This is a genomic window from Nonomuraea sp. NPDC003754, assembly GCF_053605785.1.
Map to the genome: position 1 here is coordinate 252,366 of NZ_JBSGJX010000007.1, position 26,133 is coordinate 278,498.

27 protein-coding genes are annotated in these 26,133 nt (G+C 72.1%); 12 read left to right on the plus strand and 15 right to left on the minus strand.

Annotation, left to right across the window (positions count from 1 at the left end; all coding sequences use genetic code 11):
• Positions 1-126 precede the first annotated feature (126 nt).
• The 3 genes from rpsO to ACWEVS_RS12035 form a co-directional block, all read right to left on the minus strand.
• Positions 127-396, minus strand: a complete 270-nt coding sequence (gene rpsO / locus ACWEVS_RS12025) for a 30S ribosomal protein S15 (RefSeq protein WP_354906731.1) — start codon at positions 394-396, stop codon at positions 127-129.
• 207 nt (positions 397-603) lie between these two features.
• Positions 604-1,416, minus strand: coding sequence for a pentapeptide repeat-containing protein (locus tag ACWEVS_RS12030; RefSeq protein WP_452551286.1), 813 nt, complete (start codon positions 1,414-1,416; stop codon positions 604-606).
• Positions 1,417-1,433: 17 nt separating this feature from the next.
• Entirely contained in the window at positions 1,434-2,396 is a 963-nt protein-coding gene (locus tag ACWEVS_RS12035) for a bifunctional riboflavin kinase/FAD synthetase (RefSeq protein ID WP_354906845.1), read from the minus strand.
• Between the two features lie 113 nt (positions 2,397-2,509).
• Here ACWEVS_RS12035 and ACWEVS_RS12040 point away from each other — a divergent pair, with 113 nt between their 5' ends.
• On the plus strand, positions 2,510-3,496 hold the full coding sequence (locus tag ACWEVS_RS12040; protein WP_449916979.1) for a TRM11 family SAM-dependent methyltransferase: 987 nt from the start codon (positions 2,510-2,512) through the stop codon (positions 3,494-3,496).
• A 17-nt stretch (positions 3,497-3,513) separates the two neighbouring features.
• Here ACWEVS_RS12040 and truB read toward each other — a convergent pair whose 3' ends face one another.
• The 8 genes from truB to rimP form a co-directional block, all read right to left on the minus strand.
• Positions 3,514-4,374 carry a tRNA pseudouridine(55) synthase TruB gene (gene truB / locus ACWEVS_RS12045; RefSeq protein ID WP_449916982.1) on the minus strand — a complete coding sequence of 287 codons (861 nt, stop codon included), beginning with the start codon at positions 4,372-4,374 and terminating at the stop codon, positions 3,514-3,516.
• The gene (locus tag ACWEVS_RS12050) at positions 4,356-5,498 is read right to left on the minus strand and encodes a DHH family phosphoesterase (protein WP_449916984.1); all 1,143 of its coding nucleotides are present in this window, start codon (positions 5,496-5,498) and stop codon (positions 4,356-4,358) included. Before ACWEVS_RS12050 ends, truB begins: the two co-directional genes overlap by 19 nt.
• The gene (gene rbfA / locus ACWEVS_RS12055; RefSeq protein ID WP_354906736.1) at positions 5,495-5,971 is read right to left on the minus strand and encodes a 30S ribosome-binding factor RbfA; all 477 of its coding nucleotides are present in this window, start codon (positions 5,969-5,971) and stop codon (positions 5,495-5,497) included. Before rbfA ends, ACWEVS_RS12050 begins: the two co-directional genes overlap by 4 nt.
• Positions 5,972-5,992: 21 nt before the next feature.
• The gene (locus ACWEVS_RS12060) at positions 5,993-6,289 is read right to left on the minus strand and encodes a DUF503 domain-containing protein (RefSeq protein ID WP_354906737.1); all 297 of its coding nucleotides are present in this window, start codon (positions 6,287-6,289) and stop codon (positions 5,993-5,995) included.
• Positions 6,290-6,813: 524 nt separating this feature from the next.
• Positions 6,814-9,906 carry a translation initiation factor IF-2 gene (infB, locus tag ACWEVS_RS12065; protein ID WP_449916987.1) on the minus strand — a complete coding sequence of 1,031 codons (3,093 nt, stop codon included), beginning with the start codon at positions 9,904-9,906 and terminating at the stop codon, positions 6,814-6,816.
• A gap of 125 nt (positions 9,907-10,031) precedes the next feature.
• On the minus strand, positions 10,032-10,328 hold the full coding sequence (locus tag ACWEVS_RS12070) for a YlxR family protein (RefSeq protein ID WP_354906739.1): 297 nt from the start codon (positions 10,326-10,328) through the stop codon (positions 10,032-10,034).
• A complete protein-coding gene (nusA, locus tag ACWEVS_RS12075) occupies positions 10,312-11,316 on the minus strand; it encodes a transcription termination factor NusA (RefSeq protein WP_354906740.1) in 1,005 nt (334 codons plus the stop codon). Before nusA ends, ACWEVS_RS12070 begins: the two co-directional genes overlap by 17 nt.
• Before the next feature lie 11 nt (positions 11,317-11,327).
• On the minus strand, positions 11,328-11,831 hold the full coding sequence (rimP, locus tag ACWEVS_RS12080) for a ribosome maturation factor RimP (protein WP_449916993.1): 504 nt from the start codon (positions 11,829-11,831) through the stop codon (positions 11,328-11,330).
• A 310-nt stretch (positions 11,832-12,141) separates the two neighbouring features.
• Between rimP and ACWEVS_RS12085 the strand changes: the two genes are divergently transcribed.
• From ACWEVS_RS12085 to ACWEVS_RS12100, 4 genes are all read left to right on the plus strand, one after another.
• Entirely contained in the window at positions 12,142-12,576 is a 435-nt protein-coding gene (locus tag ACWEVS_RS12085; protein WP_452551289.1) for a hypothetical protein, read from the plus strand.
• Positions 12,577-12,754: 178 nt separating this feature from the next.
• Positions 12,755-13,213: a ferritin-like domain-containing protein gene (locus ACWEVS_RS12090; RefSeq protein WP_449916998.1), complete on the plus strand. Its 459-nt coding sequence runs from the start codon at positions 12,755-12,757 to the stop codon at positions 13,211-13,213.
• 98 nt (positions 13,214-13,311) lie between these two features.
• Entirely contained in the window at positions 13,312-13,518 is a 207-nt protein-coding gene (locus tag ACWEVS_RS12095) for a DUF4236 domain-containing protein (RefSeq protein ID WP_452412687.1), read from the plus strand.
• Between the two features lie 66 nt (positions 13,519-13,584).
• Positions 13,585-13,791, plus strand: a complete 207-nt coding sequence (locus tag ACWEVS_RS12100; RefSeq protein WP_354906745.1) for a DUF4236 domain-containing protein — start codon at positions 13,585-13,587, stop codon at positions 13,789-13,791.
• On the opposite strand, the gene ACWEVS_RS12105 is transcribed toward ACWEVS_RS12100, so the two are convergent.
• The 3 genes from ACWEVS_RS12105 to ACWEVS_RS12115 form a co-directional block, all read right to left on the minus strand.
• Entirely contained in the window at positions 13,788-14,642 is an 855-nt protein-coding gene (locus ACWEVS_RS12105) for an alpha/beta fold hydrolase (protein ID WP_452551291.1), read from the minus strand. The two genes, ACWEVS_RS12100 and ACWEVS_RS12105, sit on opposite strands and share 4 nt — an antisense overlap.
• A gap of 123 nt (positions 14,643-14,765) precedes the next feature.
• Positions 14,766-16,511 carry a proline--tRNA ligase gene (locus ACWEVS_RS12110; RefSeq protein ID WP_354906747.1) on the minus strand — a complete coding sequence of 582 codons (1,746 nt, stop codon included), beginning with the start codon at positions 16,509-16,511 and terminating at the stop codon, positions 14,766-14,768.
• 57 nt (positions 16,512-16,568) lie between these two features.
• Positions 16,569-17,201, minus strand: coding sequence for a hypothetical protein (locus ACWEVS_RS12115; RefSeq protein WP_452412685.1), 633 nt, complete (start codon positions 17,199-17,201; stop codon positions 16,569-16,571).
• A gap of 100 nt (positions 17,202-17,301) precedes the next feature.
• Here ACWEVS_RS12115 and ACWEVS_RS12120 point away from each other — a divergent pair, with 100 nt between their 5' ends.
• Entirely contained in the window at positions 17,302-18,222 is a 921-nt protein-coding gene (locus ACWEVS_RS12120) for an acyl-CoA dehydrogenase family protein (RefSeq protein ID WP_452551293.1), read from the plus strand.
• Here ACWEVS_RS12120 and ACWEVS_RS12125 read toward each other — a convergent pair.
• A complete protein-coding gene (locus ACWEVS_RS12125; protein WP_452412683.1) occupies positions 18,219-18,704 on the minus strand; it encodes a hypothetical protein in 486 nt (161 codons plus the stop codon). The genes ACWEVS_RS12120 and ACWEVS_RS12125 overlap by 4 nt on opposite strands.
• Positions 18,705-18,864: 160 nt before the next feature.
• On the opposite strand from ACWEVS_RS12125, the gene ACWEVS_RS12130 reads away from it, so the two are divergent.
• Genes ACWEVS_RS12130 through ACWEVS_RS12155 form a run of 6 tightly spaced genes read left to right on the plus strand, consistent with a single transcriptional unit; the run spans position 18,865 to position 26,100 of the window.
• A complete protein-coding gene (locus ACWEVS_RS12130; protein WP_452551295.1) occupies positions 18,865-19,911 on the plus strand; it encodes an LLM class flavin-dependent oxidoreductase in 1,047 nt (348 codons plus the stop codon).
• Positions 19,908-20,900, plus strand: a complete 993-nt coding sequence (locus ACWEVS_RS12135) for a hypothetical protein (RefSeq protein WP_449917016.1) — start codon at positions 19,908-19,910, stop codon at positions 20,898-20,900. The genes ACWEVS_RS12130 and ACWEVS_RS12135 overlap by 4 nt, the downstream gene beginning before the upstream one ends.
• A gap of 51 nt (positions 20,901-20,951) precedes the next feature.
• Positions 20,952-22,412, plus strand: coding sequence for an AMP-binding protein (locus ACWEVS_RS12140; protein WP_452551297.1), 1,461 nt, complete (start codon positions 20,952-20,954; stop codon positions 22,410-22,412).
• Positions 22,413-22,444: 32 nt separating this feature from the next.
• Complete coding sequence (locus tag ACWEVS_RS12145) at positions 22,445-23,590, plus strand: class I adenylate-forming enzyme family protein (RefSeq protein WP_449917020.1); 1,146 nt, start codon at positions 22,445-22,447, stop codon at positions 23,588-23,590.
• A gap of 21 nt (positions 23,591-23,611) precedes the next feature.
• Positions 23,612-24,922, plus strand: a complete 1,311-nt coding sequence (locus ACWEVS_RS12150) for an FAD-dependent oxidoreductase (protein ID WP_449917023.1) — start codon at positions 23,612-23,614, stop codon at positions 24,920-24,922.
• A gap of 32 nt (positions 24,923-24,954) precedes the next feature.
• Positions 24,955-26,100 carry a DUF6986 family protein gene (locus tag ACWEVS_RS12155; RefSeq protein ID WP_452551299.1) on the plus strand — a complete coding sequence of 382 codons (1,146 nt, stop codon included), beginning with the start codon at positions 24,955-24,957 and terminating at the stop codon, positions 26,098-26,100.
• The last annotated feature ends 33 nt before the right edge of the window (positions 26,101-26,133 follow it).

Here is a 26,133-nt window from a genome sequence, read left to right on the forward strand (position 1 = left end):
GGGTCGCATGGTGCTGTAGCGGACGCGGGGGCTTTCAGTGCGTCTCGGATATTCAGTTGTCCGACACTAGGCGCGCCGGATGCCATATGCGAAGGGAGCGGCGCCGGGCGCCGCTCCCTTCCTACTTTATCGGCGCAGGCCCAGCCGCTCGATGAGCGAACGGTAACGCGCGATGTCGTTGTTCTGCAGGTACTTCAGCAGGCGACGCCGGCGACCGACGAGCAGCAGCAGGCCACGACGGCTGTGGTGGTCGTGCTTGTGCGTCTTGAGGTGCTCGGTGAGCTCACTGATGCGCTTGCTGAGCAGCGCGATCTGCACCTCGGGCGACCCGGTGTCGCCCTCGGCCGTCGCGTACTCGGCGATGATTGCCTTCTTGGCAGCGGTGTCGAGGGACACGGCTCTCCTTCGATCTACGGACACGCGTCGATGAGATGAGATTGCGAGCGACCGTGCGTGCCTACAGTCGCCGCGAGAAGGCACTTCAGGGCAGCGCACAGCGCCACCGTTACAGAGCCGACATGCAAGGTTACCATTGCGGTCCGCTCCCTGACACATCGTTCTTGCCGGGCCGCGGCCGAACCGTCCGTACGCCGCCCGTGGCGGTCACCCCCGTCGCCAGTGTCCCGGGCGGCTGAGCGACGGCGGGATGCGCGTGGCCGCGTCTCCCCTGGCGGCGTCGAGCTGCGACTGGGTGAGGAACAGGCAGCCGCGCAGGTCGGCGCCGCTCAGGTCGGCGTTCCTGAAGTCGGCGCCGATCACGTCGGCTCCGCGCAGGTCCGCGCCCCGCAGGTCGGCGCCGATCAGGTAGCCGCCCCGCAGGCTCACGCGGCGCAGGTCGGCCCCCTTGAGCCTGGCGCCCATGAGATCCGGCTTCATCGTGCGCCCGAGCCGCTGCCCGCCGTGGCCGCGCACCAGCTCGCCGGCCTGCCGCAGCAGGGGCGCGACCGCCGCGCGCAGCGCGCCCGTGTCGGCCTTCACCAGGACGTCGGCGTCACCGCCGATGAGCTCCTCGATCTCGTCGGCGGCCCGGCCCAGCTCCCCGTGGACGGCCTCGGCCGCCGGCCAGCCCAGCGCCTCGGTGACGTAGTAGAGCAGCTCGTGCAGGTCGCGCATGACGGGGAAGACCTCGCCGGCCCGGCCCGCCAGACCCGCCTGGGTGACCTGCTGGCCGGCGCCGAAGCAGTCGTAGACGGTGCAGCCGGGGAAGCCCTTGTCCCGCAGCTGGGCGTGGATGCCGCAGCGGTGGTCGGCGCGCAGGTTCGGGCACGCCGTTCCGGCCGGCTTGTCGATCGCGAAGTCGGCCGAGGCCGCGAACGCCGGCACGACGCAGCACAGGCCGGCGCAGCTCGCGCAGTCGGCACGCAACGACGCCAGGGCCCGGCGGCCGCCGGCTCCCTCGTCCACATGGTGTCCCACAGATGTTCCTCAGGTGCTCAGGCGGGGTGCGGCCGTCCGCCGGTCAGGCGGCGGACCTCGGCCACGTCGGCATGGATCTGGTCGATGAGCGCCTCGATGGAGTCGAACCTGGTGTTGCCGCGCAGGCGCGCGCCGAAGTCGACGGCCACGTGCATGCCGTACAGGTCGAGGTCGTCCCGGTCGAGCGCGTAGGCCTCCACCGTCCGCGGCACGCCCTCGAAGGTGGGGTTGGTGCCGACCGAGATGGCGGCGGGCCAGACGCAGCCGTCGTAGCCGGCCGGCAGGTTGCCGACCGCGACGCACCGCAGCCAGCCCGCGTAGACGCCGTCGGCGGGGATGGCGGTGTTGGGCGCGGTCTCGACGTTGGCCGTGGGGAAGCCGAGCTGGCGGCCGCGCTGGTAGCCGCGCACGACGACACCCTCCACCCGGTGGGGGCGGCCCAGCGCCTCGGCCGCGGACTCGACGTCGCCCGCGGCGACGAGCTCGCGGACCAGAGTGGATGAAACACCGGACACCAGGGGGATCTCCTCGACCGTGAAGTCGTACTTGTCGCCCAGCTCGCGCAGGGTCGCGGGGTCGCCGGCGGCCTTGTGGCCGAAGGCGAAGTTCGCGCCGACCACGACCGCCGCCGCGCGCAACCGTTCGGCGAGCACGCTCTGGGCGAAGTCGGCGGGGCTGAGGCGCGACAGCTCCATCGTGAACGGCACCACAAGCACCTCGTCGACGCCCAGCGCGGCCAGCAGCTCGGCCCGCTGCCGCGCGGTGGTCAGCCGGGGCGGCTGGGTGCCGGGCCTGACGACCTCGGCGGGATGCGGCTCGAACGTCAGCGCCACGCACGGCAGGCCGAGCGAGCGGGCGACGGCCACGGCGCGCTCGACCACCCGCCGGTGACCGAGATGCACGCCGTCGAACACGCCGACAGTGACGACGGATCTTCCCGACTCCTGCACGCCCGCGCCCCATTCGCTCTCGTGGCGGATCAACCACCCTCAAGCGTGCCATGCCGCGCGGGGTGTTTCGCAACGGGGTGACGGCGGGTGCCGGTGTTCCGACCGGGAGCAGGCGAAACAGCCCAGGCGGTACCATCCGCTGCATGTCCCGATACGCCTTGCTGATCCTGCCCGCCTTCAACCGGGTCTACGGCGAGAGTGCCGTCCGCCTGACACGCAGCGAGCTGGAGGTCTTCGCGGCCGTCTCCGACGTGGAGGAGACGCGGATCGGCGGCGTGCCGTACGTGACGTTCGAGGCCGACGAGCCCGACCTCGGGCTGCTGTCGAACCTGTCGTCCGTCTACGCGATCTTCGGTATCGAGGGCGACCTGCTGCGGCCCCTGCAGATGCGCCCGCTCGACCGGCTCTCCAGCGACCTCATCACCATCCAGAAGTACGCGGGCAAGACCAACGAGCACTTCACCAAGCTGCTGCTCAACGTCACCGTGCTGGCCTCCGACTTCCCGCTGGACGGCCATCTGTCGGTGTTCGACCCGATGTGCGGCCGTGGCACCACGCTCAACCAGGCCCTCATGTACGGCTACGACGCCTACGGCATCGACGTCGACGGCAAGGACTTCGACGCCTACAGCGGCTTCCTCAAGACGTGGCTGAAGAACAAGCGGCTCAAGCACACCGCCGAGACCGTGCCGGTCAGGCGGGAGCGGGCGCTGATCGGCCGGCGGCTCAACGTGTCGTTCGGGCTGTCGAAGGAGGCGTTCAAGGCGGGCGAGACGCAGCAGGTGGCCGTGGTCAACGCCGACACCCTGCGCGGCCGCGAGTTCTTCAGGCCGCGCTCGTTCGACGTCGTCGTGACCGACGCGCCGTACGGCGTGCAGCACGGCAGCAAGGGCGCGACGGGCCTGTCCCGCAGCCCGCTCCAGCTGATCGCCAAGGCGGTGCCGGTGTGGGCAGAGCTGCTACGGCCGGGCGGCGCGATCGGCATCGCCTGGAACACCTACGGCGGGTCGCGCGACGACCTCGCCGCCATCCTGGCCGCGCACGGGCTCGAGGTGTGCGACTACCCCGACTTCGCCCACTGGGTGGACCAGGCGATCGTCCGCGACATCATGGTCGCCCGCAAGCCGTAGCCCCGCCGGGGAGCCGGTCAGCCGGCGAAGACCGCCAGGGGGCGAGCGGTGCGCCCCTGCTCCTCCACCAGCGCCAGCAGCTCCCCGTCCGGCCCGAACACCCCGATCGGCCCCTTGCCGAGCCCGGCCGACGGCAGCCGCCCGCCGTGCGAGATCACCCGCGCCTCCTCGGCGGTCACGTCCCGCCGGGGGAAGGCCGCCGACACGGCCGCGCCGATCGGCAGCACCACGCATTCACCGGCCAGCTCCTCGATCGTCCTGGCGAGGGACAGGTCGTACGGCCCCACCCTGGTGCGCCGCAGCGACGTCAGGTGACCGCCGACCCCGAGCGCCGCCCCCAGGTCCCTGGCCAGGGCCCTGATGTAGGTCCCGCTGGAACACCTGATCGTCGCCCTGATGTCGGGCCCGTCGATGGACTCGACGGCGAAGTCGTACACGGTGACCGGCCGGGCGGCCAGCTCGACCTCCTCGCCGGCCCGCGCCCGCTTGTAGGCGCGCTCGCCGTTCACCTTGATCGCCGACACCTGCGGAGGCACCTGCATGATCCGTCCGGTCAGCGCCTCGATGCCCTTGCGCACGGCCTCGGCCGTCACACCGTCCGTCGCCGCGGTGGCGATGACCTCGCCCTCGGCGTCGTCGGTGTTGGTGGTGACGCCCAGCCTGATCGTCGCCTCGTAGACCTTCTCGGTCAGCGCGAGGTGTCCCAGCAGCCGGGTCGCCTTCTCCACGCCGATCACCAGCACGCCGGTGGCCATCGGGTCGAGCGTGCCGGCGTGCCCGACCCGCCGGGTGCCCGCGATGCGCCGCATCTTGCCGACCACGTCGTGGGAGGTCCAGTCGGCGGGCTTGTCCACGATGATCAGACCGCTCTCGGCCATCTACTCTTCCTCAGCAGTTCTCGAAACCGGTCCATCGTCACGTCAACGCCGTCGTGGGAGGTGAATCCCGCCGCGTACCGGTGGCCGCCGCCGCCGAGCGCCGTGCAGATCGCGCCGACGTCGACCCCGCCCTTGGAACGGGTGGACACCTGCCACACGCCGTCGTCGTCCTGTTTCAGCACCACCGCGACGTCGGCCTCGTCGGTGCGGCGGATCACGTCGATGATCGCCTCCACCTCGGAGTACGGCAGGCCGTAGGCGGCCCTGTCGGTGTGGGTGACGTACGTCCACACCAGGTCGTCGTCCAGCACCACGCGGTCGAGGGCCGCGCCGAGCACCTTCAGGTACCCGAACGGGGAACGGTCCCACAGCTCGCGGGCGATCTCGTCGGTGCGCAGCCCGGCCGCCACGAGCCTGGCCGCCATCAGGTGCGCGGCAGGCGTCGTCGAGGAGTGGCGGAACGAGCCGGTGTCGGTCACCAGCCCGACGTACAGCAGCGTCGCCATGTCGCGGTCGAGCGGCTGCCCGAGGCGCCGGATCAGCTCCTCGGTGAGGACGGCCGTCGCCGCCACACCGGGATCGATGAGGCTCACGGTGCCGAAGCCGTGGTTGGAGGCGTGGTGGTCGACGACGATCACCTCCCGTGCCTTGCCCGCGTTGGCCGCCAGCAGCCCGAGCCGGTCGAGCGTCGAGGAGTCGAAGGTGATCATCACCTCGGGCTCGGCGGGGAAGGCGGAGGGGACCGTGAGCAGATCCTGCGCGGGCAGGAACCGCAGCAGCCTGGGAACCGCGAACCTGCGCTCGCCGAAGGAGGCGACCACCCGCTTGCCCATCGCGACCAGTGCCTTGGCCGCGGCCAGCATCGAGCCGAGCGCGTCGCCGTCGGGCGAGATGTGGCAGGCCAGCGCCACCTCGTCGGCGTCGCGGATCAGCTCGAGCGCCCGGTCCCACACCGCTTCGGGGATCGCCTGCGGTGCTCCCGCGACCGGACCGCCCGCCTGCGTGCTCAGGCCCGCACGTTCGGGGGCGCCGGCGGACGCGGGGCGCGCCGAACCGCCGCCCGCCGTACCCGGAGGAGGTCCGGCGGACCGGCGGCGGGTCTCGTCACGCACGTCCGGCGTCACGTCGCGGAGTATCCCGCGCGATCGGAGACTTCGTCCTCGTCCTCGTCCTCGTCGAGCTCCGGCTTCTTGTACGGGTCGGCCTCACCCGCGTAGGCGGCGCCCTCGGCCCGCCTGGCCACCTCCGCGTCACGCTCCTTCGCCGCCGCGAACAGCTCGTCCATCTGGCGGGCGCTGTCGGGCAGCGGGTCGTGCTTGAACGTCAGCGTCGGAGTGAAGCGGACGCCGGTCTGCCTGCCCACCTCCGAGCGGATGATCCCCTTCGCGCTCTCCAGCGCCGCGGCGCTGTCGGCGCGCTCGGCCTCGGAGCCGAACACCGTGTAGAAGACCGTCGCCTCCCGCAGGTCAGCGGTGATACGTGTGTCGGTCACGGTCACGAAGCCCAGGCGCGGGTCCTTGATCCGGCGCTCCAGCATCTCGGCGACGACCTGCTGGATGCGGTCGGCGAGCTTGCGTGCCCGTGCGGCGTCCACCATCTTGATCCCCCTAGTGTTCGGTCAGTCTTCGTCGTTGTAGAGCCGCTGCCTGGCCGACAGCAACTCGATATCGGGGCGGTAGGCCACCAGCCGCTCGCAGGCGTCCATCACCTCGCCGCAGTTGCCCGCGGTGGCGGAGACGACGGCGATGCCGATCTCCGCCCTGCGGTGCAGGTCGAGATGGCCGGTCTCGGCGACGGCGACGCTGGGGAAGCGCCGCTGCACCTCGGCGACGATGGGACGCACCACGGATCGCTTCTGCTTCAGCGAGTGCACGTCGCCGAGCAGGATGTCCAGGGTCAGGGCACCGACATACATCGTTGGCAACCACCGCAGGTCCGATGTCCGGTCGCGGGCGAGGCCGTCCGGGCGGGCCGCGGTGGAGAGCCCTGTCCGGTTCCTCGCACGCTCCGCGCGCCCGGGCCGTCCCCTGGCGTGCGGCGGTGCCGTCCGTGCGGACACGATCGGCACCAGTATCGACAACGTACCCGTACGAGCGGTTAGTCCGGTTCGTAGGGGTGAGACTGCACACCTCGCCGGCTCGTCCGGCTTCCGCCCTCGGGCGACGCCCGCCGCGGAGCGCGGCGGCCGCGTCGGGTCCGCCTGCGGCCCGGCGGCACCGGGCACGGCGGCCCGGACCCGGGCCGCACCCTGCCGGCGGGCAAGCCCCGCGGCCGGCCCCGGAGGGGACCGCCGCGCGGCCCCGGGACACGCTCGTCCACGACGGCCGCTCAGGGCCGTGGCGCCCGGGAACAGGTCCCGGGGCCAGGGTGGGAGAGCCGCAAGAACGCCGACGTGCGAGGGGCGCCCGGCGAAGGCCTCGCCGGGCGCCCTACCGTGCGTCACACGCGCGGCTTCTCCCGCATCTCGTACGTCTCGATGACGTCGTCGAGCTTGATGTCGTTGTACCCGACACCGATACCGCACTCGAAGCCCTCGCGGACCTCGGTCGCGTCGTCCTTGAAGCGACGCAGCGACGACACGGTGAGGTTGTCGGCGATGACGACACCGTCCCGGATGAGCCGGGCCTTGCTGTTGCGCACGATCGTGCCCGTGCGGACCAGCGAACCGGCGACGTTGCCGATCTTCGGCACCTTGAAGACCTCGCGGACTTCGGCGGTGCCCATCTGGACCTCTTCGAACTCGGGCTTGAGCATGCCCTTGAGCGCCGCTTCGATCTCCTCGATCGCCTGGTAGATGACCGAGTAGTAGCGGATGTCGACGCCCTCGCGCTCGGCCAGGTCGCGGGCCCGGGGCTCGGGCCTGACGTTGAAGCCGATGATGACCGCGTTGTCGTCGGCGACGGCCAGGTTGACGTCGTACTCGGTGATCGCACCGACGGCGCGGTGCAGGACACGGAGCCTGACCTCGTCGCCGACGTCGATCTTGAGCAGGGCGTCTTCCAGGGCCTCGACCGAACCGGACACGTCACCCTTGATGATGAGCTTGAGCTCGTCGACGCGGCCCTTCTCGAGGTCGCTGAACAGCTCCTCGAGGGTGCGGCGACGGCTCGACTTCGCCATGTCGGCGCTGCGCTTGCGCGCCGCGCGCTGCTGGGCGATCTGCCTGGCCATCCGGTCGTCGGAGACGACGATGAAGTTGTCTCCGGCGCTCGGCACGGCCGTCAGACCCATCACCAGGACGGGGAAGGACGGCGTGGCCTCGTCCACCGGGTCGCCGTTGTCGTCGAGCATCGCCCGGACGCGGCCGAAGGCCTCGCCACAGACGATCGAGTCGCCGACGCGCAGCGTGCCGCGCTGGACCAGGACGGTCGCGACGGGGCCGCGGCCCTTGTCCAGGCGCGCCTCGATGGTGATGCCCTGGGCGTCCATCGACGGGTTGGCCCGCAGGTCGAGCTCGGCGTCCGCGGTGAGCAGGATGGCCTCGAGCAGGTTCTCGATGCCGGTCCCGTTCTTGGCGGAGATGTCGACGAACAGGGTTGAGCCGCCGTACTCCTCGGCCACCAGGCCGTACTCGGTGAGCTGGGCCCTGACCTTGTTGGGGTCGGCGCCCTCCTTGTCGACCTTGTTGACCGCGACCACGACGGGCACGTCGGCCGCCTGGGCGTGGTTGAGCGCCTCGATGGTCTGCGGCTTCACACCGTCGTCGGCCGCGACCACCAGGACAGCGATGTCGGTGGCCTTGGCACCACGGGCACGCATGGCGGTGAACGCCTCGTGACCGGGGGTGTCGATGAAGGTGATGCGCCGGTCTTCGCCCTCGTGCTCGGTGGCGACCTGGTAGGCACCGATGTGCTGGGTGATGCCACCGGCCTCGCGCGCCACCACGTTGGTGTTGCGGATGGCGTCGAGCAGCTTGGTCTTACCGTGGTCGACGTGACCCATGACGGTCACCACCGGCGGACGCGCCGCGAGGTCGCCCTCGTCGCCCTCGTCCTCGCCGAACTCGATGTCGAAGGCCTCGAGAAGCTCGCGGTCCTCCTCCTCCGGGCTGACGACCTGGATGTTGTAGTCGAGCTCGGCGCCCAGAAGCTGCAGGGTCTCCTCGTTGACCGACTGCGTGGCGGTCACCATCTCGCCGAGGTGCAGCATGATCTGCACCAGCGACGCGGGGTTGGCGCCGATGCGGTCGGCGAAGTCGGACAGCGACGCACCACGCGGAAGCCTGATCGTCGCGCCGTTGCCGCGCGGAACCTGCACGCCGCCGATCGACGGCGCCGACATGTTGTCGAACTCCTGGCGCCTCTGGCGCTTGGACTTGCGACCACGCGCCGGACGGCCGCCGGGACGGCCGAACGCGCCTGCGGTACCGCCGCCGCGACCGCGACCGCCACCACCGGGACGGCCGGCGAAACCACCGCCGCCACCGCCACCACCGGTGCCGGTGCGCGGGCCGGCGCCGCCGCCGCCACCGGGACGACCGGCGAAACCGCCGCCGCCACCGCCACCGGGACGACCACCGCCGCCACCGGGACGGCCGGCGAAGCCGCCGCCACCACCGGGACGCCCGCCACCGCCGCCGGGACGGCCCGCGCCGCCACCGGGAGCGGCAGGACGGCCCTGCGGCATCATCATCGGGTTGGGACGCGGACCACCGGGACGGGGACCACCCGCACCGGGACCGGGACGCGGACCACCGGCACCAGGACCGGGACGCGGTCCGCCGGCGCCGGGAGCGCCCTGGCCACGACCGGCGGGCGGACGCGGCATCGCGCCGTCGCGCGGACCGCCGTCACGCGGGCCACCGGGACGCGGGCCGCCCTCGCGGGGACCGCCGTCACGCGGGCCACCCGGACGCGGCGGGCGCTGGCCCATGCCGGTCGCGTTGGACGAGAACGGGTTGTTGCCGGGACGGGGGCCGGGACGCGGACCGGGCTTGGGACCGGGACGCGGGCCACCGTCACGCTGGCCGCCGGGACCGGACTGACCGCCCGGACGCGGCGCGCCCTGCTGCTGGCCACCAGGACCGGCGGGACGGCCGCCCTGCTGGCCGGGACGCGGACCGGGACGCGCGGCGGGGCCGGGACGAGGACCGGGCGTGGGGCGCGGACCCTCGAAGCGAGGCGCCTGCGGGGCCTCGCGCGGCTGCTCGGTGCGCGCGGCCTCCGGCTGCGTCTGGTGAGGCATCGGAACCGGCGGACGCGGGGTGCCGCCGGCGGGACCGGGGCGCGGCCCCGGCTTCGGAATCGGGCCCGGACGCGGGCTCGACGAGACAGGCGCCTCAGGGGCGCCACTGCCGGCCTGGGCGTCGCCCGGCCGGGGGGCAGCCCTCGGCGGCTGCGGCTTGGACGGCGAACCGCCGCCCTTCGTGGGCTTGGATACGCCCAAAGCTTCGGTGAGCCTGCGGACTACCGGCGCTTCTATGGTCGAGGACGCCGAACGGACGAACTCTCCCATCTCCTGGAGCTTGGCCATCACGACCTTGCTCTCGACGCCGAACTCCTTAGCGAGCTCGTATACCCGGACCTTCGCCACTGCACTCCCTTACTCGGCCCGGGAGGCTGGCAGTGCCGTCCGGACCGTCGTTACCTTGACGTCTTCATCGCCGCGTGCTCATCAGGCGCTCATAGCAATCTGACTCCGCCCATCAACTCGGCGTCCTACATGACATGTGGTTCTCCCTCCAGGTGCGCTCGCAGTCGCGAGACGTCAAGCGGCCCCGGCACGCGAAAAGCGCGCGGAAACGCTCGGCGACGCTCGGCGAGCTCCAGACAGCTCAGGTCAGGATGCAGCGATGCACCCCGGCCAGGGAGCTGTCCGCGCAGGTCAGGGACCACATGGTCCTTGACCAGCACCAGACGGAGCAGCTCGGACTTAGCCGTGCGAACCCTGCAGCCCACGCACGTTCTCAGCGGGGCCGCCTGGCCACCATATTCCAGCTTACCGCTTGGACGCATCTACGGAACCGGCGGGATCATCCGCCTGGGTGTCCGGACGGATGTCGATCCGCCATCCCGTCAGCCGTGCGGCGAGCCGGGCGTTCTGCCCTTCCTTGCCGATGGCCAGGGAGAGCTGGTAGTCGGGCACGGTGACCCGCGCCACCCTGCCGTCCAGGTCGAGAACCTCGACATGAGAAACGCGCGCCGGCGACAGGGCATTCCCGACGAAGTCCGCGGGGTCCTCCGACCAGTCGATGATGTCGATCTTCTCGCCGTGCAGCTCGGTCATCACGTTGCGCACGCGTGAGCCCATCGGACCGATGCACGCGCCCTTGGCGTTGACGCCCGACTTGCGGGAACGCACCGCGATCTTGGTGCGGTGTCCCGCCTCGCGGGCGACCGCCGCGATCTCGACGGTGCCGTCGGCGATCTCGGGCACCTCCAGCGCGAAGAGCTTCTTCACCAGGCCGGGGTGGGTGCGCGACAGCGTCACCGAGGGGCCCTTGTGGCCCTTCTTCACCTGCACCACGTAGGCGCGGATGCGCTCGCCGTGGACGTAGTCCTCCCCTGGCACCTGCTCGTTGTGGGGCAGCACGGCCTCGATCTTGCCGAGGTCGACGAGCACCACGCGCGGGTCCTGGCCCTGCTGGATCACGCCGGAGACCAGCTCGCCCTCGCGGCTGGCGAACTCGCCGAAGTTGATCTCGTCTTCGGCGTCGCGCAGCTGCTGCAGGATGACCTGCTTGGCGGTGGTGGCCGCGATGCGGCTGAAGTTGCCGGGGGTGTCGTCGTACTCCCTGACGATGTCGCCGTCGTCGTCGAGCTCGGCGGCGTAGATCGTGACGTGCCCGGTGGCACGGTCGAGCTCGGCCCTGGCCTTCGCCGCGGCGCCCTCCGTGCGGAAGTAGGCGATCAGCAGCGCGTCCTCGATCGCCTTCACGACCAGGTCGAAGGAGATGTCCTTCTCCCGCTCAAGGCTGCGCAGGACGCTCATGTCGATGTCCACGAGGCTCCCCCTTAGCCCTCGTCGCCGTCGTCGTCGAGGTCGTCTTCCTCGTCCTCGAACCGGCGGAATTCCACCTGCACCCGTCCTCGGGCCAGGTCCTGATAGTCGATCCTGCGCAGCGCGCCCGCGACGTCGATCTCCACACCGTCGTCGTCGGCGCCGAGGACGCGGCCCTCGACCAGGCCGCCGTCACGCAGCTCCGCCTTGACCAGGCGTTTGGCCGCGCGGCGCCAGTGGCGCGGCTCGGTGAGCGGGCGGTCGACGCCCGGCGAGGAGACCTCGAGCGTGTAGGGCGCCTGGCCCATCGTGTCGTCGCCGTCGAGCGTGTCGGACACGGCCTGGCTGACCTCGGCGATGTCGTCGAGCGTCACCCCGCCGTCCTTGTCGACGACCACGCGCAGCACGCTTCGCCTGCCCGCGCGGGTGACCGTCACGTCCTCCAGGTCGAGACCTGCGGTGGCGACGACGGGCTCCAGGAGCTTCATCAGGTGGTCGCGGGATGATGCGCTGCCCATATCGACCTCCCTATTGTGTTGCGATCCATGACCGCCCGTGGTGGCGGCCGCTCAGTCGACGACTGCTCATACCCTATCCGCACCAGGGCACGGAAAGAGCGCCACTCGACACGCTCGAGCGGCGCGGGCTCACGAGAGCGAGACCCTACCGCACCTCGGCATCACACCTCGGCATCGCATCACGGCACGACAGGCGGAACGCGCCAACGGCCCGCCCCACCCCTTACGATGCACTGTGCCTTCCTCATCCGACCGGAGGTCGTCCTCACCTCCCCTGTCCCGGCGCGCCGTGCTCGCCGGGAGCGCGGCGATGGCGGCGCTCTCCGGCTGTACGGCCGGCACCCCCGAGCCGGCCGCCCCGAAGGCGCCCGACCCTGAGCATCTCCTGCTGCGCGAGCTGATCGCCGGCAAGGAGCGCACGATCGATCTCTACACCGTCCTGGTGAAGGCCGGCGAGACGAAGCTGGCGCCGTTCCTGGCCCGGCACGAGGAGCACCTGGCCGAGTTGCGCCGGCGGCTGCCCGCCGAGCCGGCGCCCGCCGTCTCGGCCACCCCTTCGGCGCCGCCGTCGCCGTCGAAGAAACCGGCCAGGGTGTCGCTGAGCAGGCTGCGCGAGGCCGAGCGGAAGGCGGCCGCCACGCGCGCCCGCCAGCTCGGCACCGCCTCCCCCGCCCTGGCCCAGCTGATCGCCAGCATCGGCGCCTGCGAGGCGCTGCACGCGCAGGCGCTGCCGAGGTCGCTGTGAGCGCCGCAGGATCCCCCGGAGTCCCCGCCCCCGGCACGACGCGGCGCATGCGGGCTCCGCAGGCGGGGCGCACGGGGCCTTTTCCGGCTAGGCACACGAGGGCTCCGCAGGCGAGGCGCACGGAGGCTCTTCAGGTGGGGCTCATGGAGACGGCAGGCGAGGCCGGAGGGAGTCCGCGGTGACAGACGTGCAGGCCGTGAACAAGGCGCTGGCCGCCGAGCACGCGGCCGTCTACGCCTATGGCCTGATGGGCGCGCGCACGACGGGCGACCTGCGTGACAAGGTGACGGCCGCCTTCGACGCCCACCGGGCCAGGCGCGACCAGTTGCGCGCGCTCGTCTCGGCCGCGGGTGGCAAGCCCGCCGAGCCGGAGGCGGCCTACACGCTGCCCTCCGTGCCCGGCTCCGCGGCGGCGGCCGTCCGGCTGGCCGTCCAGGTGGAGGCGGGGATCACGGCGGCCTACCTGGAGCTGGCCGCCGCGAGCGAGCCGGCGACGCGCCGCCTGGCGGCGCTGGCCATGCAGGAGTCGGCCGTCAGGTCGTACGGCTTCCGCCCCGCGGTCAGCACGGCCTTCCCCGGCATGCCCCCGCGCGCCGGTGCGCCGCAGGCGACCCCGGCGCCGGCGCCGAGCCGCTGACACCCCGCTCGCCCCGGGCGGGCGGGTGGCCCCTCTCACCCTCGGGACAGGTTGGAAACGATCGTCATGGGTAGCCGGGGCGGGTCACATTCCCCCCGATGGAGGCATTCATGGGCTGGAGCTTCAAGAAGTCCATCAACATAGGCCCGTTCCGACTCAACCTGTCCCGTGGCGGGGTCGGCCACAGCTGGGGCACCAGGGCCTTCCGCCTGACGAGGACCGCCGACGGGCGGCGGACCTTGTCGGTGAACCTGCCGGGCGGCTTCCACTGGCGCAAGACCCTGGGGCGCAGTGGTCACCGCTGACCTGGGAACTCTGCCGTGGTGCCGGTCGTTTTCCCGGCACCACGGACTTTTCCCCTAGGAGGATCGATGGGCTGGCACTACCGCAAGTCGATCAAGGTGGGACCGTTCAGGATCCACCTGTCTCGGCACGGGGTCGGGCACAGCTTCGGCAACCACAGGTTCCACGTGAGCACCACTCCTGACGGCCGCCGCCACCTCACGCTCCGGCTGCCGGGCGGCTTCCACCTCAGCAAGTCCCTCGGCGGTCGCCGGCACCGCCACTACCGCTACTAGCGCGGCAGGCGGGCCAGGAAGTCGCGGGAGAGGGCGACGATCTCCGTCAGGTTCGTCTCCAGCGCCCAGTGCCCGCCTTCCAGCAGGTGCAGCTCGGCGTCGGGCAGGTCGCGCAGGTAGGCGCGGGCCGCGCCCTCGGGCATGTAGCCGTCCTGCGGCCCCCAGACGATCAGCGTCGGGGGCCGGTGCTCCCCGAGATAGGCCTGGTAGCGGGGGAACCATTCGAGGTTCTCCTTCAGCCCCTCCATGAGCCCCACGGCGATCTCGCGCCGTGTGGGCGTGTCCATCAGCGGCCACGACAGCCGCCACAGGTCGGGGCTGATCCGCTCGACCAGGTGGTCGGCCACCTCACCGACGAACTCGTCCATGAACCCCTCCTGGCTGACCGCCTGGCTGAGGCGGGCGCGGCCGGCTGGGGTGGGGTTGGCCCAGTGGTCCTGGAGCGGCTTGTACTTGGGGCCGAACTCGTCCTCGTAGATGTCGCCGTTCTGGATGATCAGACCGGTGACGCGCTCGGGCGCCGTCATGGCCAGCCTCAGGCCGATCTGCGAGCCGTAGTCGTGCAGGTAGAGGGCGTAGCGCCGGAGGTCCAGGAGGGTGGCGAACCGGTCGAGGAACGTCGTGTAGCCGTCGAAGGTGTACGGGAAGTCCGCGGGCGTGGCGCTGTAGCCGAAGCCGGGATAGTCGGGCGCGACCAGCCGCCACCGGTCGGCCAGCGCGGGCATGAAGTGCCGGTACTGGAACGAGGACGACGGGTAGCCGTGCGGGAGGAGCACGACAGGGGCGTCCTCGGGGCCGTCCTCGCGGTAGAAGGTCCGCACCCCGTCCACGTCGATGTGTCGATGCCTCACGGGGACACAGCTACCGGAGGCGGTGATGTAACGGCGGGACGCCGAACCCGCGCCGGGACGGGCGAGCCGGACAGGCGGCCACCGGTACGGCGGGCGGCCGCCCGCCGTACCGTCAGGGGCGGCTCAGCCGCGGCAGGCGGCGAGCACGCGCTCGGCGGCCTCGGCCAGCGGGATCTCCTCCTTGGTCCCCGACGCGCGGTCGCGCAGCTCGACGACGCCCTGGGACAGGCCGCGGCCGATGACCAGGATGGTGGGCAGGCCGAGCAGTTCGGCGTCCTTGAACTTGACGCCGGGCGAGACCGAGGGCCGGTCGTCGACCAGGACGCGCAGCCCCCGCGACTCGAGCTCCTCGGCGAGCTGGACGGCCACCTCGACCTGGTTCTCCTTGCCCGTGCCGACGATGTGGACGTCGGCGGGGGCCACCTCGCGCGGCCAGACCAGGCCGAGCTCGTCGTACTTCTGCTCGGCGATCACGGCCACGGCGCGCGAGACGCCGATGCCGTAGGAGCCCATCGTGATCCTGATCGGCTTGCCGTCGGGGCCGAGGGCGTCGAGCCCGGCGGCGTCGGCGTACTTGCGGCCCAGCTGGAAGATGTGGCCGATCTCGATGCCGCGGTCGATGGACAGCTCGTTGCCGCAGCGGGGGCAGGCGTCGCCCGCGCGGACCTCGGCGGCCTCGATGGTGCCGTCGGGGAAGAAGTCACGGCCGGCCACGACGTTGGCGGCGTGCCTGCCCTGCTCGTTGGCGCCGGTCACCCAGGAGGTGCCGGTGACCACGCGCGGGTCGACGAGGTAGCGGATGCCGAGGTCCTTGAGCACCTGCGGGCCGATGTAGCCGCGCACCAGGCCGGGGTGCCTGGCGAAGTCGTCGGCCTCGAAGATGGCGGGCTCGCCGGGGGCCAGGGCGGCCTCCAGGCGCTTGAAGTCGACCTCACGGTCGCCGGGCACGCCGATGATCAGCGTCTCGGCCTTGTCGGAGCCGGGGGTGGTGACCTTGACGACGACGTTCTTGAGGGTGTCGGCCGCGGTGATGCCGAGGCCGTGCTCGGCGTTGACGAACGACACCAGCGTCTCGATGGTCGGGGTGTCGGGGGTGTCGAGCACCTGCAGCGCGGGCTGTCCCTCGAGCGGCCTGACGGCGGGCGCGGGCGTGACGACGGCCTCGGCGTTGGCCGCGTAGCCGCAGTGGTGGCAGTTGACGAAGGTGTCCTCGCCGGTGGGCGTGGGCGCCAGGAACTCCTCCGACGCCGAGCCGCCCATCGCACCCGAGGTGGCGAAGCAGATCTTGTAGTCGATGCCGAGGCGGTCGAAGGTGCGGATGTAGGTCTCGCGGTGCTGCTCGTAGGAGCGCTTGAGGCCGTCGTCGTCGAGGTCGAAGGAGTAGGAGTCCTTCATGAGGAACTCGCGGCCGCGCAGGATGCCCGCCCTGGGCCTGGCCTCGTCGCGGTACTTCGTCTGGATCTGGTAGAGCGTGACGGGGTAGTCCTTGTAGGAGGAGTACTCGCCCTTCACCATGTCGGTGAACAGCTCCTCGTGGGTGGGGCCGAGCAGGTAGTCGCCGCCCTTGCGGTCCTTGAGGCGGAAGAGCGTGTCGCCGTACTCGGTCCAGCGGCCCGTCGACTCGTAGAACTCGCGGGGCAGCAGGGCGGGGAAGAGCACCTCCTGGCCGCCCATGCGGTTCATCTCCTCGCGGACGACGCGGGTGACGTTCTCCAGGACGATCTTGCCCAGCGGGAGCCAGGAGTAGATCCCGGGCGCCACGCGGCGGACGTAGCCGGCACGGACGAGGAGCTTGTGGCTCGGGACCTCCGCGTCTGCCGGGTCGTCCCGCAGGGTGCGAAGCAACAACGACGACATGCGCAGCAACACGGCTACTCCTCGTTAGGGACTGGAGGTGAAGACCTACAGGCTACCGACTTTCCCCCGCTACAGGGCCAGGAGCGCGCCCGCCAAGGCTCCCGTGACCACGCAGGCGACCACGGCGGCGCGCAGCCTGCCGGCAGTGGTGCGCCGGAGCGCGATGAGGCTGAGGAGGGCGAGGCCGGCGAGGCCGAGGGCGGGAGCGGGCCAGAAGCCGGCGTGCCAGTCGAGCCCGCCGGGGGTGGCGCGGTCGATGATGTCGCCGAGCAGCAGTCCCGAGATGATGCCGGTGGCCAGGTCGCCCCACAGGTCGCGCCTGCGGGTGACGTAGGCGAGCAGGCCGAGCACCACCAGGTGGGCGACCAGGATGTTGAGCCCCACGGCGGTGTCGCCGATGGCGTCGAAGCCCAGGTCGCCGCGCAGCGCGCTGCCTCCCATGGCCGCCACCAGGGTGGTGACGACGGCGAGGAAGGTGGCCAGCAGAGCCCACCCGAACCCGCTCGCGGTCGCGCCCACCAGGATGGGCAGCGCGAAGTAGACGTAGGGGTCGTAGATCCCCGGGTCGATGGGCGCGACGAGCGCGCCGATGAAGCCGACCACCACTCCCCCGAGGAAGGCGGCCAGCACGTGGCGCTGAATGGCGCGCTGTCGCCGGTCATATTCGGCGAAATCAGCGTAATCAAGAACAAACTTCTCCATAGTGCACTAATCAGACTATGCGGACTTACAGCCAAAGTAAATTTCGGTCAACCAGAGGTCACTGGCATAGCAAGCAATTGCTTGGTTAGCATCGGCTTTCGTGAGCCTTTCCGAGCTGCGGGCGACCGTCCGGTCCTTTCTCGCCGCCCATCCGCACGCGCCGTGGGCGCGTTTCGCGGGCGAACTCGGGACAGCGGGGCTCGCCGTCCCCGAGGCGTACGGCGGAGCGGGATGCGGCATCCGCGAGCTGGCCGTCGTGGCCGAGGAGATCGGCAGAGCGCTGTCGCCGCACCCCTTCCTCCAGACGGCCGTCATGGCCGCCGCCGCAACCGACGATCCGGCGCTGCTCGGGGCGATCGCGGAGGGGACGCGCACGGCCACCGTCGTGCTGCCCGGCGAGCACTCCTGCGTCCTTGAGGGCGAGCGGCTCACCGGCCGGGCGCCCTACGTGCTCGACGCCGAGACCGTGCTCGTCTACGCGGGAGGGCGGCTGGTCGAGGCCGAGCCGTCGGAGCGCGTGCCGTACGCGACGATGGACGAGAGCCGCCCGCTCACCGCGCTGTCCTTCGACCACGTCCCCGTACGGCGGGCAGGCGACGGCGCGACCTGGGAGCGGGTCCGCGACCTGGGGGTCGTCGCGCTGGCCGCCGAGCAGGTGGGCGGAGCGAGCAGGTGCCTGGAGGAGGCCACCGCCTACGCCAAGCTGCGCCACCAGTTCGGCCGCCCCATCGGCTCCTTCCAGGCGATCAAGCACCGGCTGGCCGACCTGCTGCTGGTGGTGGAGTCGGCGCGGTCGGCGGCGTGGGCGGCGGCGCGGGAGCCGACGAGGGAGAACGCGGCGATCGCGGGCTCCTACTGTTCAGAGGCCTACCTGAAGGCGGCCGGCGACAGCATCCAGATCCACGGCGGGATCGGCATCACGTGGGAGCACGCGGCCCACCGCTACTTCAAGCGCGCCACCTCCGACGCCCAGCTGTTCGGCCCGCCCCGCGCGCACCGGGCGCGCCTGGAGATCGGCTAGCCGCCGAGCAGTTCCTCCCACGGCCGCCTGGCGTTGCCGCTGCGGGTGGTGTCGAGCGCCTCGGCCAGCCGCCAGAACTGCGGCCGCGCACCGGCCCTCGACCTGCCGAGCGGATCGACGGCGCGCAGCTCGAAGCGCACCCCCATCACCTCGAGCACGGCCGAGGAGCGGGCGCCGGTACCGGCCGGGCCGACCAGGTCTCCGGCGCGGCCGTAGGCACCCAGATGCTCGGCCACGTCCTCGCCCACGTCCTCACCCACATGCTCGGCCAGGAGCGCGGCGACCTCGCCGGCGTAGGGGCCGTCGCGCCAGGAGATGTGCCAGCTGTGGTCGGCGCCGCGCCACCAGGTGAGGTCGCGGCACGACTCGATGAACTCCGCCTCGCTCGCCAGCGCCGCCATCACCCTGCCGAACGCCTCGAACCTGCGGGCCTCGACGAAGGCCGGCTCGTCGGAAGCCTCTCGGGCGCGACGCGTTCTCATCTCCGGGTGCGTGCCGTCCTTCGACCGCCTCAGCCCCTGCTTTCGCCGCTTCTCCGCGCTCACGGACACTCACTCTGATCTCCCCGCGCCCTTCCCGCAAGTCCGGGTCGGCTGCTACGCTCAACCAAGCGAGCGCTTGGTTATCAATCGGGAGGCGTGGATGCGGATCAGCCTGGGATACGAGCTGGAGGTCCGCGGGCGGACCCGCGAGGTCGAACAGCAGGCGTTCGAGAACGTGATCGAGCAGGTCGTCCTGGGCGACCGCCTGGGCTTCGACACCGCGTGGTTCGTCGAGCACCACTTCACCCGCGGCTTCTCCCACTCCTCGGCGCCCGACCTGGTCCTGGCGGCGATCTCCCAGCGCACCACCCGCATCCATCTGGGGCTCGGCGTGGTGCTGCTGCCGTTCCAGTCGCCGATCAGGACGGCCGAGCGCGTGGCCACCCTCGACGTGCTGAGCGGCGGCAGGGTGGAGTTCGGCACCGGACGCGGGGCCTCGCCGCTGGAGTACCAGGCCTTCCAGCGGCCGTTCGAGAAGTCGCGCCAGATCTGGGAGGACAGCCTGGCCGCGACACTGGACATCTGGCGGGCCGACGGCGAGCCGATCAGCAGGTCGAACGAGTACTTCGAGATCCCCGACGTGGCGGTCTACCCGCGCCCCGCCCAGGTGCCGCACCCGCCGGTGTGGGTGGCGTCCACCTCGCTCGACGGCTATCTGGCCGCGGCCAGGCACGGCTACAACCTGCTCGGCATGACCATGCTCAAGGGCGTCGACGACGTGGCCGCCGACATCGCCCGCTACAAGGAGTGCCTGGCCGACAACGGCTTCGACCCCGCCACGCGGCGCGTGGCGCTGATGATCCCGTGGTACGTCGGCACCGCGCGCGAGGAGGCCGCCGACGCGGTCCTGTGGTACATCCGCCGGCAGGTCAACCTGGTCACCCCGCCCGACTACTACGACGCCCGGCACGCCACCCACCGCGTGCTCGGCCAGCTGGCGGCCGGGATGCCACCCGAGGAGGCCATGGCGACGCTGCGCGAGCACCTGATGGTCGTGGTCGACGACGTGGAGGGCTCACGCAAGGCCGTGGCCCGCATCGCCGAGGCGGGCGCGACCGACCTGATCCTGCAGTGCCAGGCGGGCGGGCTGGCCCACGAGCTGGTCTGCGACTCGATGAACGTCTTCATGACCGAGGTGATGCAGTGACCCGGTGGCTGACCCGCGACGACCTGGCGCCGCGGAGCGCCACAGGGCTGCTCCACCTCGCGCCCGACGCCTCCTTCGCCTTCCCGCTGCGGCCCGAGCTGACCGCGCAGGCGCTCAGGGCGGCGGGCGTGGGAGAGCGCGACAGGGTGGTGGTGGCGCTGGCCGAGCCCGCGGGCGGGCTGTGGGCCGCGGCCGCCGCCGGCGTGGCCGAGGCCGCCGCCTCGGTGGGGCCGCGCGGCAGGATGCGGCTGCACCACGCGCTGCAGGCGCTCGGGGCCACGGCGCTGGTGGCCACCCCCACGGGCGCGATGGACTTCCTGGCCAGGCTGCACCTGGAGTTCCTGCTGGACCCGCTCGACCTGGGCCTGCGGACCATCGTCCTGACCGGCGAGATCGCCGGCCGCCGGACGCTCGGCCACCTGGCCGCCGAGTTCGCCGCCGAGGTGAGCGAGGTCTACTCCAGCCCCTTCTCCGGCGGCGCGCTGGCCTGGCGGGCCGGCGAGGCCGAGCCGCTGGTCCCGCTCGCCGACGGCGTGCTGGCGTTCGGCGCGCTGGACAAGGACGCCACGGTGACCGACGGCCGTGCCGAACTGGTCGTCCCGTACGGCGAGACCGCGGTCCGCACCGGGCACGTCACCGTCGAGGGACGGCTCGCCCACACCGTCGGCGACCACGTGCTGGTGCGCGGCGTCTGGGTCTCGCTGCCGCGCGTCGAGAAGGCGCTGTCGAAGGTCGACGGGGTGTCGGGCTGGGAGCTGGCCGTCAGCAGGCAGGGCACGCTCGACTCCGCCACGCTCACCGTGACCTTCGCGCGGCAGAGCCTCGTCGCCAACCCGATGTGGCGCGCCCGCATCCAGCAGGCCCTGGCGGCGCTCACCCCCGTCTCCATCGCCGTCGAGGTCTCGCCCGAGGCGGTGGAGACCGCGACGCCCGGGATCCTCACCGACCACCGCGGCCACCACCTCGGCAGGGACCGCGCCCTCGTCTAGCAGCACTCGTGTAGCAGGACTCGTGTAGCAGGACCCGTGTAGGAGCACGTCATGCAGTGGGAAACCATCCCCCGGATGCTGCGCGAGCGGGCGAGGGAGCGTCCCGACGCGCCCGTCACCCTCGAGTTCGGCATGGCCGCGCTGCGCGAGCGCGCCCGGACGGTGGCCCGCGCGCTCATCGCCCAGGGCGTGCGGGCAGGCGACAGGGTGGCCGTCTGGGGGCCGAACGACCTGTCGTGGGCGGTCCACGCCTTCGGCGTGTGGGACGCCGGGGCAGTCCTGGTGCCGATCTCGGCCCGCGCGAAACGGCTGGAGGCGGCCGAGCTGGCCCGCAGGACCGGGGTGTCGATGCTGATCGGCGAGGACCGTCTGCCCGGTGTGCGGTCCTTCGAGGGTGTCCGGGGCGCGCTGGCGAGCGTGGCGGAGGCGGAGGCCAGGGCGCTGGCCGTCCGGGGGGACGACCTGTGCGAGATCATGTCCACGTCGGGCACGACGGGAACCCCCAAGGGCGTCATGCTCGACCACGCCCAGGTCCTGCGCGGCTACTGGGACTGGTCGGAGATCGTCACGCTGCGCGAAGGCGACCGCTACCCGGTGATCGCCCCCTTCGCCCACGGCTTCGGTCTCAACGCGGGGCTGCTGGCGTGCGTGATGCGCGGGGCGACGATGATGCCCGTCGCGGCCTTCAGCCCCGACGCCCTGACGACGCTCGTCGAGAGTGGCGGTATCACCATCCTGGCGGGGCCGCCGACGCTCTTCGCCCGCCTCCTGGAGGAGCTCGACCGGCGGCCGTGCGACGTGAAGTCGCTGCGGGTGGCCATCTGCGGGGCGGCGGCCGTGCCCGCCTCGCTCGTCACCCGGCTGGTCGAGCGCGTCGGTCTCGAACGCATGATCAACGCCTACGGCCTCATGGAGGGCACCGTCGTCTCGATGACCAGGCACGACGACCCCGTCGAGGTGATCGCGGGCTCGGCGGGACGGCCGGTGCCCGGCATCGAGGTGAAGATCGTGGACGCCATGGGCAAGGAGGTGCCGCAGGGCGAGCGCGGCGAGATCCTGCAGCGGGGCTACGGCGTGATGCGCGGCTACTGGGGCGAGCCCGACAAGACCGCCGAGGTGATCGACGCCGGAGGATGGCTGCACACCGGCGACATCGGGGTGCTCGACGCGGCGGGCAACCTGACGATCGTGGACAGGAAGAAGGAGCTCTACATCGTCAACGGGTTCAACGTCTCGCCCGCGGAGGTCGAGTCGCTGCTGCTGCACGAGGGGTCGCTGGCCCAGGCCGCGGTGATCGGCGTGCCGGACGACAGGTCGGGCGAGGCGGGGTGGGCCTACGTGGTGCCGAGGGCGGGCGCCGAGGTGAGCGAGGAGCGGTTACGCGCGTGGGCCAAGGCCAACATGGCCGACTACAAGGTGCCCCGCCGCGTGTTCGTCCTCGACGAGCTGCCGGTGAACGCCACCGGCAAGCTGGACAAGATCGCCCTGCGTGAGGCGGCACGGGGCGGGTAGGAATCTCGTGCGCCTTTTCGTCAGGAGTCGCCATGTTGCGCCTGCTGGCCGGGGAGGCCGCGCGCAGGTTCGGGGGGCGTGTGGCGGTCGACTCCGGCATCTCCCGACTGTCCTTCTCCGATCTCGACCGCCTCTCCGACCAGGTGGCCGCGGGCCTGGCCCACCGCGGGACACGCATCGGCGACGTGGTCGCCCTCGTGCTGCCCGACGGTCCCGAGTACGTCGTCTGTTACGTGGCCGCCGTCAAGATCGGCGCGGTCGCCGCGGGCGTCGACCCGCACCATCCCCTGAGGGTGCGCCTGCTCGCCCGGCTCGATCCGCTGATCGTCGTCACCGTTCCCGGCCTGCTGCCGGCCCTGCCGGGGCTCGACGTCGTGACGCTGGCCGGCACCGGGTTCGGCGGGCTGGCCAGGGACGAGGCGCCGCCGCCCCCGCTGCCGCCCGACCCCGGGCGCCCCGTCGTGATCACCCACACCTCGGGCAGGACCGGCCCGCCCAAGGCGGCGGTCTTCGGGGAGCGGCAACTGGAGGCGATCAGAGCCCACGGGGCGGGTGCCCGCTGGGGCCAGGGCGACTCCCGCCTGCTGTGGCACCCGATGGGCCACATGGCCTTCGCCACCCGGCTGCCGGCGTTCCTGCAGACCGGCAGGACGACGCACGTGCTGCCGCGCTGGGACCCCGAGGCGGCGCTGCGCCTGATGTGCGAGCGGCGGCTGCGGGTGCTGCACGGCACGCCCGAGCAGCTGGCCGCCATCCTGGAGGTGCCGGGCGAGCCGCCCTCGCTCGACCTGGTCCTGTCCAGCGGGGGACCCGCCGAGCCCGAGCTGATCAGGCGGTTGCGGACGCGCTTCGGCGTGCCCGTCTGCAACCGCTACCTGTGCACGGAGGCGGGGCTCGGGCTCGGCACCCGCCCCGACGACCCGCCGCAGGACGCCGAGCTGACCGTCGGCAGGCCGCGCCCCGGCGTGGACGTGTCCGTCCGCGACCCCGCGGGCCACCCGCTTCCCGCCGGGGAGAAGGGCGAGGTGCTGCTGCGGTCGCAGGCGGTCATGAGCGGGTACGTCGGAGACGGGGACGCGAGGGTGTTCGCCAAGGACGGGTTCGTCAGGACGGGCGATACGGGATTCCTGGACGAGCTTGGCCGCCTGCGTCTGGTCGGTACACAATCACGAACATAGCGTCGCCACCGAGGAGGCAGCGTGTCGTTGCGCGTGGCAGTCGTCGGATCGGGCCCCGCCGGCATCTACACGGCGGAGGCGCTGGTGAAGCAGTCGAGGGAACCGGTCGAGGTCGACGTGCTCGAGCGGCTGCCCACGCCGTTCGGGTTGGTGAGATACGGCGTCGCGCCCGACCACACCTCGATCAAGTCGATCGCCAACTACCTCAGGCGGGTCCTCGAGGACCCGCGTATCCGGTTTCTCGGCGGGCTGACGCTCGGCGCCGAGGTCTCCGTCGAGGACCTGCTGGCCTGCTACGACGCCGTCGTCTACTGCACGGGCGCGATGGTCGACAGGAAGATGGGCATCCCGGGCGAGCACCTGCGCGGCAGCGTCGCCGCCACCGACTTCGTGAACTGGTACTGCGGCCATCCCGACGTCTCGCCCGACATGTTCGAGCTCGACAGCCCCGAGGTCGCCGTGATCGGCGTGGGCAACGTGGCCGTGGACGTGGTGCGTGTCCTGGCCAAGACGGCCGACGAGCTCAGCAGTACCGACGTGCCCGACGAGGTGCTGGCCCGGCTGGCCGACAGCCAGGTCAAGGCGATCCACATGATCGGACGGCGCGGGCCCGAGCACGCCAAGTTCACCCTGAAGGAGCTGCGGGAGCTGGGCGAGGTCGGCAACGCCGACGTGTGCGTGCGGCCGGACGAGGCGGTGGTGCTGGGCGCCGACTTCCCTCGCCAGATCAGGGGCAACATCGAGGTGCTGCGGTCGTGGTCGGAGCGCCCGCCGGTGGGCCGCCCCCGCAGGCTGGACGTGCGCTTCTGGCTGCGTCCCGTCGAGATCCTGGGCACCAGCCGGGTGGAGGGCCTGCGCCTGGAGCGCACGCGCCTGTCCGAGGAGGGCAGAGTGGTGGGCACGGGCGAGTTCGAGACGCTGCCGGTCGGGATGGTGCTGCGCTCGGTCGGCTACCAGAGCGTGCCGCTGCCGGGCGTGCCGTTCTCCACCGAGACGATGACCGTGCCGAACGTCGCCGGCCGGGTGCACGAGCGCGAGTACGTGGCGGGCTGGCTCAAGCGCGGGCCGACCGGCGTCATCGGCACCAACAAGTCCGACGCCGCCGAGACCGTCCGTACGCTGCTGGCCGACGCCCCGTCGGGCGCGGTCGCCCGCATCGACGACCTGCTGGCCGAGCGCGGCGTCAGGCCCGTCACCTACGAGGACTGGCTGGCCATCGAGGCGGCCGAGGTCGCCCTCGCCAGGACGCTCGGCAGGGGGGAACGGGTCAAGCTGGTCGGCCTGGAGGCGATGCTGGCCGCCTGCGGCCGGTCGGCCCCCGTACCGCCGTGACCATGACGCTCGGCGCTCGGTAGCGTGTGACGATGCGCATCACCGTCGCCGGTTTCGCGGACGTCCACCGGGTCCAGCAGGCCCGCTATCCCGCGCCGAAGCCGGGCTGGCAGCCCGTGCACACGGTCTACGTCCCCGCCGACCTGTTCTCCTCCTCGACGCCCTCCTCGTGGGGCGGCCAGGCGCTCGACCTGATGAAGGACCACCTGCCCGACGCCGCCGCCATGGCCGAGGTGTTCGGGCTGCCCCCGGCGCTGGCGGCCGACGTGCACGCGCGGGTGGCCGCCAAGCTGGCCGCCGAGCCCGTCGAGGACCTGCGCGTCGACTTCGAGGACGGCTACGGCGTGCGGCCGGGGGCCGAGGACGGCGACGCGGTCGCGGCCGCGGCGGCGCTGGCCCGCCTGCACGCCGAGGGCGGCCTGCCGCGCCGGTGGGGGCTGCGGGTCAAGTCGTTCGCCGACGGCGACCCCGACCGCTCGATCCGCACGCTGGAGCTGTTCCTCGCCGAGCTGCTCGACCGGGCCGGCGAGCTGCCGCCCGGCTTCACGGTCACCTTCCCCAAGGTGCTGATGGAGGAGTACCTGCGGCAGTTCGCGCAGGTGCTGGCCGCTCTGGAGGGCGAGCTCGGCCTCGCCGCCCCCCTGCGCTTCGAGATCCAGGTGGAGGCCCCGCAGACCGTGCTGTTCCTGCGCTCCGACCTGGCCGAGTCGCTCGGCGGACGGCTCGCGGCGGCCCACTTCGGCGTCTTCGACTACACCGCCGCGCTCGGTCTGCCGCCGCACGAGCAGCGCCTGGACCATCCCGCCTGCGACCACGCCCGCCACGTCATGCAGACCGCGTTCGCGGGGACGGGGGTCGAGCTGTCGGACGGCTCGCTGGCCGCCTCGCCCGCCTCGGCCGCGACGGCGGACGTGCACGCGCTGTGGCGCAGGCACGCGGCCCTGGTCAGGCACTCGCTGGCGCACGGCTACTACCAGGGGTGGGACATGCACCCCTCGCACCTGGTGTCCCGGTTCGCCACCGTCCATGCCTTCCACCTGGCGCACTACGACGCGTACGCCGCCCGGGTGCGGGCCTGGGAGGAGCGCAGCGCGGCCGGGGGCGGCGTGATGGACGAGCCGGCCACGATCAAGACCCTGGTGGCCGCCCTGCACCGGGCGGACTCGGCGCTCGGCTGACCGGCGCCGCCGTCAGCGGTCCCTGTCGAGTCA